General features: G+C 71.6%; 7 protein-coding genes. 4 read left to right on the top strand and 3 right to left on the bottom strand.

The annotated features are described in order from the left end of the window. Nucleotides 1-17: 17 nt before the first annotated feature. Nucleotides 18-3344: an AfsR/SARP family transcriptional regulator gene (locus tag ACIREE_RS17650; protein WP_404152365.1), complete on the top strand. Its 3327-nt coding sequence runs from the start codon at nt 18-20 to the stop codon at nt 3342-3344. A gap of 96 nt (nt 3345-3440) precedes the next feature. On the opposite strand, the gene ACIREE_RS17645 is transcribed toward ACIREE_RS17650, so the two are convergent. After that, nucleotides 3441-5399 carry a sigma-70 family RNA polymerase sigma factor gene (locus tag ACIREE_RS17645; protein ID WP_404152362.1) on the bottom strand — a complete coding sequence of 653 codons (1959 nt, stop codon included), beginning with the start codon at nt 5397-5399 and terminating at the stop codon, nt 3441-3443. 236 nt (nt 5400-5635) lie between these two features. Beyond that, nucleotides 5636-6400, bottom strand: a complete 765-nt coding sequence (locus ACIREE_RS17640; RefSeq protein ID WP_404152359.1) for a TetR/AcrR family transcriptional regulator — start codon at nt 6398-6400, stop codon at nt 5636-5638. Nucleotides 6401-6763: 363 nt separating this feature from the next. Between ACIREE_RS17640 and ACIREE_RS17635 the strand changes: the two genes are divergently transcribed. Together ACIREE_RS17635 and ACIREE_RS17630 are read left to right on the top strand one after the other, a co-directional pair. Beyond that, nucleotides 6764-8158 carry an NAD(P)/FAD-dependent oxidoreductase gene (locus ACIREE_RS17635; RefSeq protein WP_404152356.1) on the top strand — a complete coding sequence of 465 codons (1395 nt, stop codon included), beginning with the start codon at nt 6764-6766 and terminating at the stop codon, nt 8156-8158. Between the two features lie 186 nt (nt 8159-8344). Further along, on the top strand, nt 8345-10057 hold the full coding sequence (locus ACIREE_RS17630; RefSeq protein WP_404152353.1) for a SpoIIE family protein phosphatase: 1713 nt from the start codon (nt 8345-8347) through the stop codon (nt 10055-10057). A 16-nt stretch (nt 10058-10073) separates the two neighbouring features. On the opposite strand, the gene ACIREE_RS17625 is transcribed toward ACIREE_RS17630, so the two are convergent. Then, nucleotides 10074-11345: an MFS transporter gene (locus ACIREE_RS17625; protein ID WP_404153279.1), complete on the bottom strand. Its 1272-nt coding sequence runs from the start codon at nt 11343-11345 to the stop codon at nt 10074-10076. Between the two features lie 118 nt (nt 11346-11463). On the opposite strand from ACIREE_RS17625, the gene ACIREE_RS17620 reads away from it, so the two are divergent. Next, the gene (locus ACIREE_RS17620) at nt 11464-12018 is read left to right on the top strand and encodes a MarR family winged helix-turn-helix transcriptional regulator (RefSeq protein WP_404152351.1); all 555 of its coding nucleotides are present in this window, start codon (nt 11464-11466) and stop codon (nt 12016-12018) included. Nucleotides 12019-12480: the final 462 nt, after the last annotated feature.

Below are 12480 nucleotides of genomic sequence, written 5' to 3'. Positions count from 1 at the left end.
CCGGCGACAATGCCCAGGTGCAGTACACAATTCTGGGCACCACACAGGCCCACGACGACGAGGGCAACGCCGTACCCGTGGGCGGCCCCCGCCTCCGCGCCCTGCTCACGTCCCTGGCCCTGCACACCCCGCACACGGCCCCCGTGAACGCCCTCATCGGCGACGTCTGGGCGGACGACCCACCCGCCGACGCCCCAGCCGCACTCCAGGCCCTGGTAGGCCGCCTGCGCAGAGCACTCGGCAAGGGAGCGATCACCTCGGAAGCAGGCGGCTACCGTCTCGCCGCGACCCGCGCCGACATCGACCTGTACGTATTCGAGAGCCTGGTCCGCGAGGGCACCACGGCCCTGGCCATGAACGACCCGGTCCCGGCGGCCCGCATCCTGCGCGAGGCCCTGGCCCTGTGGCGCGGCCCCGCCTTGGCGGACCTGCCCGATCACACGGCGGCCACCCGCCCCGAGGCACAGCGCCTGGAGGCGACCCGCGCGCGTGTGAGCGCGGACCTGAGCCTGGGCCGCGCCCTCGAACTCGTACCGGAACTGAGGGAACTCACCGCGGAGCACCCGTACGACGAGCCCTTGCACGCGCTCCTGATCCGAGCTCTGCGGGCGGCAGGCAGAGGCGCGGACGCGCTGGCGGCGTACGAGGAGACCCGCCGCACGCTGGCGGACGGCCTCGGGGCGGACCCGGGCCCGGAACTGGCAGGGCTGCACGCGGAGTTGCTGTCAGAGGCCCCCACGACGACCACCCCCACCCCCACCCCCACCACGACCACCCGCACCCCCACCACCCGCACCCCCACCACCCGCACCCCCACCCCCACCCCACCCCGAACAGGCAACCTCCGCCCCCGCCTGAACTCCTTCGTAGGCCGGGAACCCGAACTGACCGCCATCCGTTCAGACCTACAAGGCGCACGCCTGGTCACGCTCACAGGCCCGGGCGGCACCGGCAAGACCCGCCTGGCAGAGGAGTCCGCCGCCCCGACCCCCCAGGCCTGGCTGGTCGAGCTGGCACCGCTGGACGACCCGCGCGCGGTCCCGAGCGCAGTGGTCAGCGCACTGGGCCTGCGCGAGACGGTCCTGATGACGAACGAGTTGTCGGGCCCGCACGACGACCCGACCGCGCTCCTCCTGGAGTACTGCGCCCACCGCAGCCTGCTCCTGATCCTCGACAACTGTGAGCATGTCATCGACGCGGCGGCGGAGCTCGCCGAGACTCTCCTCACCCGCTGCCCGGACCTCACGATCCTCGCCACGAGCCGCGAACCCCTCGGCGTCCCGGGCGAGTCGGTGCGCCCGGTCGAGCCGCTGCCCCCGGACCCGGCCCACCGCTTGTTCACGGAGCGCGCGCAGGCGGTGAGCCCTGGTTTTGACCCGGCGAGGGACCCGGCGGCCGTCGCCGAGATCTGCCGCAGACTCGACGGGCTGCCGCTCGCCATCGAGCTGGCGGCGGCCCGCCTCAGACTGCTCACGCCGCGCCAGATCGCGGACCGTCTCGATGACCGCTTCCGTCTCCTGACCGGCGGAAGCCGTACGGTCCTGCCGCGCCAGCAGACGCTGCGCGCGGTCGTCGACTGGTCCTGGGACCTGCTCGACGACCGGGAGCGCGCGGCGCTGCGCGAGTTGTCGGTGTTCGCCGGCGGCTGGGACCTGGAGGCGGCAGAGGCGGTGTGCGCGGGCGACGCGGGCGCGGTGGCCGACATCATCGGCGCGCTGGTGGACAAGTCCCTCCTGATCGCGACACCGCACCAGGGCCGGCACGTCCCTCCGGAGAGGAGGGGCATGCGGTACCGAATGCTGGAGACGATCCACGAGTACGCCACGGAGCGCGCCGAAGAGACCGCCGGGCTGCTCCTGGAGGCCCAGCGCCGCCACATCGCGTACGTACGCGCGCTGGTGGCGCAGGCCGATCCGAAGCTGCGCTCGGCGGAGCAACTCCCGTGGATCGAGCGCGTGGAGACGGAGCTGGACAACATCCGGGCGGCGCTGACGCGTGCCACGAGCGGACCCGGGACGGCACCCGGGACGGCACCCGAGACAGCACCCGGCACGGCCGACGAGGAGAGCGCGGTCGCTCTGGCGCTGCACATGGGCTGGTTCTGGTGGCTGCGCAACTACCGCCCCGAGGGCTCGTCCTGGATCGAGGCGATCGAGCGGATCATGCCGGACCGCTCGGCCCCGGAGGACCCGGCGGACCCGATGTACTGGCCGCGGATGAATCTGCGGCTGCTGTCCCTCTTCCTGATGGCCGAGTCCCGTCCCCACGAGGCTGTCGGCAGCGAGGAGGACCGGGCGTACGTGGAGCGTGTGCGGACGGTCTTCGAGCCGCCCAGTCCGCAGGGCGCCCGCTTTCCCGGGATCATCTGGCCGTTCTCGCTGTTCCTCGTCAAGAGCGCCCGATGGCAGGACGTGCGCCCCGCCCTCGAAGCGGCCGTCGCCAACTGCCGTCGCTACGGCGGCGACTGGGAGGTCGGCGTCACCCTGATGTTCCGTACGCACGCGGCTGTCGACATGCCGGGCAACATGGACGGCGTGGACACCGACCTCGTGGAGCTGCGGGACATCAGCCGCCGGGTGGGCGACCGCTGGATGCGCGCCCAGGTGTGCAGCGCCGCGGGGGAGGCCGCGATAGGGCGCGGCCGCCTGGACGAGGCGAAGGGCGAGTTCGAGGAGGCGCTGCGCCTCGCCTACGAAGTGGGGGCGTACGCGGAGACGCCGTTCCTGATGGCGCGCCTCGCCGAGATCGCCTACCGGGAGGGTGATCGCGTCACCGCGGACAAGGCTCTCGACGTGGCGAGCGAGGAGGCGGAGCAGCACGGGACGGTGGACACCACGGCCTTCGTCGCGTTGCTGCGGGCGCATCTCGCGCTGTCCGACGGGGAGGTGGCCCGCGCGCGTGAGCTGTGCGACCGTGCCGCCGCGGTGTCGTTGGGCGGCACGCCGCCGCCGCAGTTCATCGCGGCGCTCGGGGTGGCCGACACTCGCATCATGGCCGCGGAGTCGGGCCCCGCGGCCGGCCTGACGCGTCTCGTCGGGGTGTTGCGCGACGCGGTGATGGAGCGCTGTGCCGAGTCGGTCACCGCGGGCCTGATCGATGTCGGTGCCGAACTGCTGGCCCGCGGCGGCGACCTGACGCGCGCGGTGCGCCTGTTCGCGGCGTCGGACAGGCTGCGCGACGGCCAGCCCAGGCCGATGCCGGAGCGGGCCGAGCACGCGGCGGTGGCGTCCCGCGCGCGGGACGAGCTGGGGGACGCCCGGTACGAGGCCGAGGAGGCGGTGGGCAGGACCCTCGCCCAGCAGCAGATCCTGGCCGAACTGTCCACCGGCGCCGACGTGGGCTGACCGGGGGGCGTCTGTCTGCAAGCCCCAACTACACCCTCAACGACACCCTCAACGACACCCTCAACGACACCCTCAACGACACCCGCAACTACATCCTCAGCTACAGGTGAACCGGGATTCGGCCCAGTCGGCGACCGCCACCGAGCCGAACGGGGTGTGCGGTTCGACCACGAGCCGGATCGTCTTGTGCCCGGCCAGACCGACGTGGACCGGCACGGCCGGGTCGTTGCCCCGGACGACCTGGGAGCTCCAGGCCCGGGCGCCGTCGACGTAGACGGAGAATCGGACGGCTCCGAGCCCCAGCGTCATGTCGTCGACCCCGGCGAACGCGTCGTACGCCGTGCACGTGCGGTTCAGGTCGATGGTGACGGAGGACCCGGAGTGCACCGAGACCCCGTTCGCGTAACTCTTGCCGCCGATCGACATGCCGTACCGCTGCCACACCCAGCTGCTCTCGCCGAGCCGCATCTCGGGCTCGGCGCCGTCGCCGAGGGCGCCGTACGCCAGCCGGTTCCACTGGTAGACGGCGGGGGCAGGCGGCGGTGTCGGCTTCGGCTTCGGTTTCGGGGGAGTCGGCGTCGGCGTCGGGGCAGGTGTGGGCTTGGCCGGTGTCGGCTCGGGCGGCGTGGGCTTCGGAGTCGGCTTCGGCGTGGGAGTGGGTGTGGGCGTCGGCTTCACGGGCGCAGGCTTCGGCGCCGGGGGTTCGGGCGTGGGCGTCGGCGGCTCGGGTGAGGGTTTCGGCGGCGGGACCGGCTGCGACACCGGCGGCTTCGCGGCCTTCGCTTCCGGCTCGGGCTTCGGATCGCCGGCGAGCGCGATGGCCACTGCGACGGCGACTCCGGCCGCCACCACTCCGGCCGCGATACCGGCCTTCGCGGGCGCGCCGAGCCCTTCGGACGCCGCTCCGCCGGCCGCGCCCGATCCGGACGAGCTGCCGCCCGCCGCTGCTGCCGCGCCGGCCCCGGCACCCGCCGCACTCGCGGCGCCGCCGCCGACGAGCGCGGCCACCTTCGCGTATCCGGCGGCGCCGAACCAGCCGATGACGGCGATCGGCACGACGCCCGGGATCCCGCTGGCGACTTCCTTGATCTGCCCCGCGGCCAGCCGGCACTTGGCGCACTCGTCCATGTGCTTGCGCAGGCCCCGCTCGGCCCGCGTCCGCAGGCTGCCGCGCGCGTACGCGCCGAGCCGGTCCGCGTAGCGGGAGCACTCCTCGGACTCGGTGAGCGTCGTGGAGACGTGTGCCTGGAGGTAGGCCTCCTTCAGCCCTTCGCGCGCCCGCTTGGCGAGCACCCGCGTGCCGTTGGCGTCGAGCCCGAAGAGCGTGGCCACGTCGCTGGGCGACTCGTCCTCGACCTCCGTGTGCCAGAGCACGGCCTGCCAGCGCTCGGGCAGCGAGCGGAAGGCCTGCATGGCCATCGACTGCTCGGCCACGTGCATGGCGCGGACGTCGGCGCCGAGGTCGAGAGTGTCGTCGTCCGATACGTCGTTCGAGCGGGCGGCCTGCGTGGCGAACACGGCGAAGTCTTCGACCAGGTGCTCTTTTTTGGCCGTTTTCGTCCAGGTCGCGGCAGTGTGGCGCACTGAGGTCAACAGGTAGGCGCGCACCGCGTGCTCGGGCCCCTTGCCGCCGCGGACGGCGCCCAGCATGCGGGCGAACACCTCGGCCGTCAGGTCGTCCGCGGTGTGTGCGTCGCGACAGCAGGTGCGGGCGTAGCGGCGGACGGCGCCGGCGTGCCGGCGGTACAGCGCCTCGTACGCGCTGTCGTCCCCCGCGCGCATCCGCTCGATCAAATCGGCGTCGGAGGGCGGCAGTTGAGTACTGGACCCGGTACCTGACGCGTCACTCGACTCGATGCCCGACGCGTCCGGGGCGGCGAAGACGCCGCTCTCACGCTGAGCCGGTACGGAGGCGTCGGCGTCCGGCGCCGTGCTCCGCGGCTCGCCGGACGTCCTTCCGGGCCCGCCCTGGCTCGGCACCTGCTGAGGGGGGAGACTCCCGTCGCCCGTCCCCCCACCGTCGGGCCGCTGCTCGTCCCGCCCGTCAACGCTCATCGCGGAAAGCCCCCGACCGCACACTCTGACCCGAACACCGGGAAAGAGTGTCACACCGGGACCCCACAGAGCTGGTCCGTGCACAGCAACCACTCATCCGTGGAGATTCCCCGCACCTGAGCACTACCGTTCACTCATCCGGGGAAGCAGCAACAGATGTGCTCTGCACGTGAGTTGACCGCGGCCGGCACATGTCGGCCGCCCGCGGTCAACGCACCCGCCCGTCCACCTGCTCACTAGGGCCGCGAACGCAGCCCTTCCAGAAGGATGTCGAGCAGCCGGGCCGATGCCGCCGCCTGCTGTGCGGCGTCCGGCAGCGAGGGCGCCGCCGTCGCGATGACCAGCAGAACGTCCGACACCGTCACGTCGCCGCGCAGCTCACCGGCCGCACGCGCCCGGTCCACGAGCCGCCCCACGACCTCGAGCAGCGTCGCCGCACCCGTGTCGTCGCCGATCATGCTCTCGTCGAGCATGGTCGGCCGCTGCTCCACCAGCCGCAGCTCGGGCGCTCCGACGCGCTGCTCCGGGACACGCCTCTCGTCCCGGGCACCGTCGGACCGCTCGTCGGCCACGCCCACCCGCAGTACCTGCGGGGGAAGCAGCCGTCCGGCGCCCGAGGCCACCGACGTCCGTAGGAAGCGCGAGAGCGCCGACCACGGTTCGTCCTCCTGGCCGAGCGCCGTACGCGCCTGGTCGGTCAGCCGGGACGTCTCTTCCTCCGCTATTCGTCGCACCAGTACGTCCTTGCTGGGGAAACGCCGGTACACCGTGCCCACACCGACGCGGGCGCGCCGCGCCACGTCCTCCATGGGCGCCCCGTACCCCAGCTCGCCGAAAACCTCCCGGGCCGCGCGCAACACATGCTCAAGATTGCGCTGGGCGTCCACCCGCAGCGGCGTCGAGCGCGAACTGTCGCCCGTACCCCGCCCGTTGGCCCCTCCCGAAACGCCCGTGGGCGCGACGGCAGACGCTGAGGTCCATTGACTTTCCTGAATGTGCATATGTGTTCCCCCGGTAATGACGTCTCCCCCCGGAGACACTCCCCGTCATTGTCAGCCGAAGCGTGAGGAACAGACAGCGATTTCTCGGGCCCGCCCTGCGGGCCCGGCAGTGCATCCCCCGACACCCCGACAGCACACGAACATAGTTGAGCTGGAGTCAATTCAGAAGGGGCAGGTTCCGCACAGTGCGCCCCCCGAACGGAGTACGCGCCGATTCCGCCCCGATTGCCCCTCTGCCGTGCGCCCCCGCCCTCCCCGCTGACCTGCACAGCTGTCCCGTACGCAGGGGTAACGCCCGGCCGGAATCGGGGCCTTCGCCGCGTCACACAAATTGCCGGGGCTGTGGACAAACGCGTGGGGCCGATGCGTCATGGGAGGGTGAGGGAACCTGCGCGCATTCTTGTTGTCGGTGGCGGCTACGTCGGGATGTACACCGCCCTGCGCCTACAGAAGAAGCTCAAACCGGAGCTCAGAAGCGGCGCTGTGGAGATCGTCGTCGTCACCCCCGACCCGTACATGACGTACCAGCCGTTCCTGCCCGAGGCGGCCGCCGGTTCCATCTCCCCGCGCCACGTCGTCGTCTCGCTGCGCAGCGTCCTGGAGCACTGCCACGTGATCGTCGGCGAGGTCGTCGCCGTCGACCACGCCAAGCGCACGGCCACCTACTCCACGCTCGCCAGCAAGGACGAGGGCACAGGACCGGCCCCTCTCCCGTACGACGAACTGGTCCTGGCACCGGGATCGGTCTCCCGTACGCTCCCCGTCCCGGGCCTCGCCGAGTTCGGCATCGGGTTCAAGACGGTCGAAGAGGCCGTCGGCCTGCGCAACCACGTCATCGAGCAGCTGGACATCGCCTCCTCCACGCGCGACCCGGCGATCCGCGACGCGGCCCTCACCTTCGTCTTCGTGGGCGGCGGCTACGCGGGCGTCGAGGCGCTCGGTGAGCTGGAGGACATGGCCCGTTACGCGGCGAAGTACTACCACAACGTCAAAGCCGAGGACCTGAAGTGGATCCTGGTGGAAGCGAGCGACCGGATCCTGCCGGAAGTAGGCCCGGAAATGGGCCGGTACACGATCCGTGAACTACGCGGCCGCAACGTCGACGTACGCCTCGAGACCCGCCTCGAATCCTGCGAGAACCGGACCGCGGTGCTCAGCGACGGCTCCCGCTTTCCCACGCGTACGGTCGTGTGGACGGCCGGCGTCAAACCGAGTCCCCTGCTCGCCGCCACCGATCTGCCGCTGACCGGACGCGGCCGCCTCAAGTGCACGGCCGCCCTCGCGGTCGACGGCGCCCCGCACGCCTGGGGCGCGGGCGACGCGGCCGCGGTCCCCGACGTCACCGCCGAGGAGCAGGGCAAGGAATGCGCGCCCAACGCCCAGCACGCGGTGCGCCAGGCCAGGACGCTCGCCGACAACATCACGGCGTCTCTGCGCGGCCAGGCCCTCGCCGACTACGAGCACGCGTACGTGGGCTCCGTGGCGTCTCTGGGTCTCCACAAAGGCGTCGCACACGTCTATGGACGCAAGCTGAAGGGCTACCCTGCCTGGTTCATGCACCGCGTCTACCACCTCAGCCGGGTGCCCACCGTCAACCGGAAGGCCCGCGTCCTGACCGAATGGACCCTCTCCGGCCTGTTCAAGCGGGAGATCGTCTCACTGGGCTCGTTGGAGCAGCCGCGCGCCGAGTTCGAACTCGCGGCCGGGGCCGTTCCTCCCGAGGACCCTCCTCCTCCGTCCGGGAACCCGAACGGGTAACCCCGACCGCCCTGTTGCCGCCCCTGCGACGACCCGACGACCGAAGTCCTGACCGCCGTTCGGCCTGAGCGCGGAACCCCGCTCCCGGACCGGCGTCGGACGTTTGTCAGTACGGTCGGCCAGACTGGTCCACGACCCTGGGCGGGCCCCATCGCCCGCCCTCGACCCCACGAGGCTTGTCCCACAGTGAACTTCACGCGCTGGAGCGCCCGTCTCCCCGGAACACAGCGCCGCGCCGCAGCGCGGGCCGACCACGGCCTACCCCAGCGAGGCGAGAGCGCCGTGCCCGCGGCCCGCGCCGAGCACCTGCCCGACGAACCCGAGAAGGGCGGCGGCGGTGGTGGCGACGACGACGGCGGTCACAGCTGTCACAGCCATCAAGGCCATCAAGGCCATCAAGGAGGTGCCGTCGACGAGTTGCCCCTGCGCGACGTCCTCGACCGCATCCCCGCCCTGGTCGCCCTGGTGCACGGCCCCGAGCACCGCGTCGCGTACGTCAACGACGCGTACGTCGCGGCCTTCGGCGACCGCCCCGCGGGCGAGCCCGCCAGGATCGCCCTGCCCGAACTCGACGAGCTGAGCCTGCTTCCCCTCCTCGACCAGGTGCTGCGCAGCGCGAAGCCCCGCACGGTCAAGTCCCGCAAAGCCGCGGGCGGTCGCTCGTACACGGTCACCTGCACGCCGCTGGAGACGGCCGAGGGCCCCGGCGTACTGGTCTTCGCGGCCGACGTCACCGACCACGCGGAAGCGGCCGAGCGGCTGCGCACGAGCGAGCGCGAGCAGCGCGAGACGGCCGTCACCCTCCAAAGATCCCTCCTGCCCCAGGAGTTGGAGGAGCCCGACGACCTGCGCATCGCGGCCACGTACCAGCCCGGCGGCACCGAGGCCGCGGTCGGCGGCGACTGGTACGACGTCATCACCCTCGGCGGCGGCCGCACGGCCCTGGTCATCGGCGACGTGATGGGCCGGGGCGTGCGCGCCGCCGCCGTGATGGGCCAGCTCCGCACGGCCGTACGCGCCTACGCCCGCCTCGACCTGCCGCCGCACGAGGTGCTGCAACTGCTCGACGGACTGGCCATCGAGATCGACCCGCAGCAGATCGCCACCTGCGTCTACGCGGTCCACGACCCGAACGAGGGCCGCCTCGTCTACGCGTCGGCCGGCCACCTCCCCATCCTCGTACGCGACGAGAACGGCACGATCCACCGCGCCGAGGAGCCCACGGGCCCGCCGCTCGGTACCGGCGGCTGGCTGCACACCTCCGGCTCCGTGCCGCTGGGTCCCGGTTCGACGGCGGTCATGTACACCGACGGCCTGGTGGAGCGCAGGGACGAGGACATCGACGAGGGCGTGGCGGCGCTCGAGCACGCGCTGTCGGGCGCGACCGGCACCCCCCAGGTGATCTGCGACCGCCTGATCCGGGCGGCGGGCGTCACGGCCGACCACGACGACGACGTGGCCGTACTGGTCCTGCAGCACCCGGCGCGCAAGGGCCCCGACGGCGAGCGCTTCCGCAACGCCGCACTGGAGCTGCTCGGCGGTGTCGAGGCGGCGCCGCGCGCCCGCGCCTTCGCCTCCGGCGTCCTGACCAGCTGGCGCTTCGCGCCCGAGTTGCACGACCTGGGCGTCCTGGCCGCGAGCGAACTCGTCGCCAACTCTCTTCAGCACGGCACCCCGCCCATGCGGCTGCGCCTGCGCCGCACGGACCGCCGCCTGATCATCGAGGTGACCGACGGCGACGACCACCTGCCGCGCCGCCGCCGCGCGGAACCCGGCGACGAGACGGGCCGCGGCATCGCCATCGTCGCCACCATCGCCTCGAACTGGGGCTCGCGGCGCACACCGGGCGGCGGCAAGGCGGTGTGGTGCGAGTTCGTCCTGCCGCGCGGGACGGGGTGAGCCCGGCGCCCCGCGCTCACGCCTCGGCGGGGGCGGGCTCCCTGGAGCTCTGCATGACGACCCGGCTTCCGGCCAGCGACGGCTGGTCCTGCACCGGGGTGAGCCGCTTTCCGAGCCGCAGCGCCAGGACCGTGATGCCCAGCGAGAACAGCAGGAACGTCACGATGTACGGCCCGTGCAGCGCGGCCCCCATCGGCCCGCCCACCGCGGGCCCGACCGCGAGCGCGAGCTGCTTCACCAGCGCGAACGCCGAGTTGTACGAGCCGACCAGCCCGGCCGGCGCGAGGTCGGCGACCAGCGGCGCCACGGTCGGCGACAGCATCGCCTCACCGAGCCCGAAGAGCGCGTACGTGGAGATGAACGCGGCGGTGGCCATGGCCTGGCTGCCGTGCCCGAGGCCCGCGTACCCGGCGGCGATCCACGCGACGGCCCAGATGAGCCCCACGGCGGCGATGACCCGCGACCGCTTCCGGCGCTCGACGAACTTCAGCACGGCGAACTGCGCGACCACGATCATGGCGGTGTTGGCGGCCAGCGCGATCCCGAGCGTCGACGCCGAGATACCGGCGGCCTCGACCCCGTAGGCGCTCAGCCCCGACTCGAACTGCCCGTAGCAGGCGAAGAAGAGCACGAACCCGAGCCCGCACAGCTGCACCATCGCCCGGTTCCCGAGGAGCGCCCGCAGTCCGCCCGTGGACTCGCCCTTCGGTATCGCCTCGCCGAACGACGGCACGTGCGGCATCCGCACGCTCAGCACGACCGCGCCGAGGACCAGGAACATGACGGCCTCGATGCCGAAGAGCAGCAGGAAGCTGTCCGGGCGGCTCTCGTCCACGATCTGGCCGCCGATGAGGCCGCCGATGCCGAGCCCCAGGTTCTGCAGGAAGAACTGCATCGCGAAGGAGCGCGTCCGCGTCTCGGGTGACGAGCACCAGACGATCATCGTCGCGAGGGCGGGCTGCAGCACCGCGGTCCCGGCGCCGAGCACGGCGGCCGCACCGATGGCGGCCGGCTCACTGGTCGCGAGCCCGAGGCCGATCGCGCCGACGGACGCCACGACCGACGCCACCAGCAGGACGGGCAGCGGACCGCGCCGGTCGATGGCGCGGCCGGTGAAGGGCAGGACGACCAGGGCGGCCATGGCGAACGCGGCCAGCACGATGCCGGCCGCACCGGCACCAAGATCCCGAACCTCGGCCACATACACATAGAGGAACGGAACCGTGAAGCCGACACCGAACGCGCTCAGCGCGCTCCCCACCTGAACCCGGCGCATCGCGGCGCCCATCGCCCTGGTCACTTTCACCTGCCCTTTCGCAGTCAAGACTTCGAAGCTAAAGTTAGAAGCTAAACAATACACAGAGAAGGACTTCAACGCCAACCACTTGCGTGCCATACTGCGCGGCATGGCCGACACCACGGGCGGACCGACAGCCGAGCCGACCCTCGACGAGCAGATCGCCGGGTACCAGCGCGAGTTCCAGGACCTCGACCCCCAGGTCGAGCAGATCGTCTCGGCGCTCGGCAGACTCAACCGCCGGATGAACGTGGCGTACGGGCGCCAGACCTCGGAGATCGGCATCAGCAACGCCGACTGGGAGGTACTCAAGGCCCTCGTCCTCTCCGGCTCCCCTTATCGGATGGGGCCCGGCGATCTGGCCAAGCGTCTGGGTCTGACGCCCGCCGCCATGACCCATCGCATCGACCGCATGGTCCAGGAGGGCCTGGTCACCCGGGATCGCGACGAGAACAACCGCGTCCGGGTGATCGTGGAGCTGACCCCGCAGGGCCGCGAGAAGTGGCTGTCGGCGATGCGCCTCGCGTCCGTCTTCGAGGAGGAGCTCCTCCAGGATCTGACGCCCGTCGAGCGCGGCCTCCTGGGCGAGGTCCTCACGCGCCTCCTGCGCAGGGTCGAGGACGCCCAGCCGGACGCCGGCGGCCGCCTCACCGACCTCGACTGAGGCCCCTGACCGGGGAGGTTGACACTGCCCCACCGGATCCGTAAAGTTCTTCGGGTTGCCACAGAGCCGTAACGGTTCTTCGGCAACCTCCCGCCGCTCAAGCGGCATCCAAACACCAGCACGATCTCCCAGAACCGGGATTGTTTTCGGCGTGCCCGAATTCAATATCGAAACTGGGTTGCGGACGGCCTGATCGACTCGATTAGGAACGACCGCGAGGATCCGCTAACGTTTGGGACGTCGGAACGGCCCAACGGCCGGGAAGACAAACCCGGTTGACAGGGAATCAGGCCCGAAAGGATCTGATAGAGTCGACAACGCAAGAAGGCCGAAAGGCCGGAAAGCGAAAAGTAAGACCAGCAAGACGCCGAGGAAATCGGATCGGAAAGATCTGATAGAGTCGGAAACGCAAGACAGCAAGACCGAAGGGAAGCGCCCGGAGGAAAGCCCGCGAGGGTGAGT

It is taken from the genome of Streptomyces sp. NPDC102467, from assembly GCF_044765445.1.
Classification (GTDB): domain Bacteria; phylum Actinomycetota; class Actinomycetes; order Streptomycetales; family Streptomycetaceae; genus Streptomyces.
Note: the sequence above shows the minus strand (reverse complement) of the source record. Positions and strands in the feature narration are given on the sequence as shown.

Bases quoted from the DNA above. Each gene is read 5' to 3' on its own strand.
- ACIREE_RS17635 (WP_404152356.1), top strand. From the start codon at position 6,764: ATGCGTCATGGGAGGGTGAGGGAACCTGCGCGCATTCTTGTTGTCGGT.
- ACIREE_RS17620 (WP_404152351.1), top strand. From the start codon at position 11,464: ATGGCCGACACCACGGGCGGACCGACAGCCGAGCCGACCCTCGACGAG.
- ACIREE_RS17625 (WP_404153279.1), bottom strand. From the start codon at position 11,345: ATGGGCGCCGCGATGCGCCGGGTTCAGGTGGGGAGCGCGCTGAGCGCG.
- ACIREE_RS17645 (WP_404152362.1), bottom strand. From the start codon at position 5,399: ATGAGCGTTGACGGGCGGGACGAGCAGCGGCCCGACGGTGGGGGGACG.
- ACIREE_RS17640 (WP_404152359.1), bottom strand. From the start codon at position 6,400: ATGCACATTCAGGAAAGTCAATGGACCTCAGCGTCTGCCGTCGCGCCC.